At 56.3% G+C, this 387-nt stretch carries 1 protein-coding gene; it reads right to left on the bottom strand.

The genetic code is table 11. The annotated features are described in order from the left end of the window. Positions 1-160: 160 nt before the first annotated feature. A partial coding sequence (locus EN874_RS32430; protein ID WP_127428846.1) for an SDR family oxidoreductase occupies positions 161-387 on the bottom strand: 227 nt, incomplete at its 5' end.

Here is a 387-nt window from a genome sequence, read left to right as displayed (position 1 = left end):
AAATGATATCGTGGCGCAGCTGCTCGTAGACGTCGTTGGCAATCGTGCGGGCTACCGTATCCATGTCAGTGTCGCTTGTCTGGCCGTCGAGGTGGTTCAAATGCATCAGGCATCGTGCCGCTTCTTGGCCGACTTGAGTCGAATGTCAAAGCCGCAGAAGTCATTCCGCCGTCCAGCCGCCATCGATCCTGATAGAAGTGCCCGTCATCAACGCAGCGGCGTCCGAACCGAGAAAGACAACGGCCCCCATGAGATCCTCGACTCGACCGAGTCGGCCAAGCTTGATTTTGGACAATACCTCATCTCGAAAAGCTTTGCTTTCAAAGTAAGGAGCCGTCATCGGGGTCTCGATGAAGGTGGGGGCAATGCTGTTGGCCCGGATGCCGT

Origin of the sequence: Mesorhizobium sp. M1D.F.Ca.ET.231.01.1.1 (genome assembly GCF_003999155.2) — a bacterium.
In the GTDB taxonomy this organism is placed as follows: domain Bacteria; phylum Pseudomonadota; class Alphaproteobacteria; order Rhizobiales; family Rhizobiaceae; genus Mesorhizobium.
This window is presented reverse-complemented; position numbering and strand designations above follow the sequence as displayed.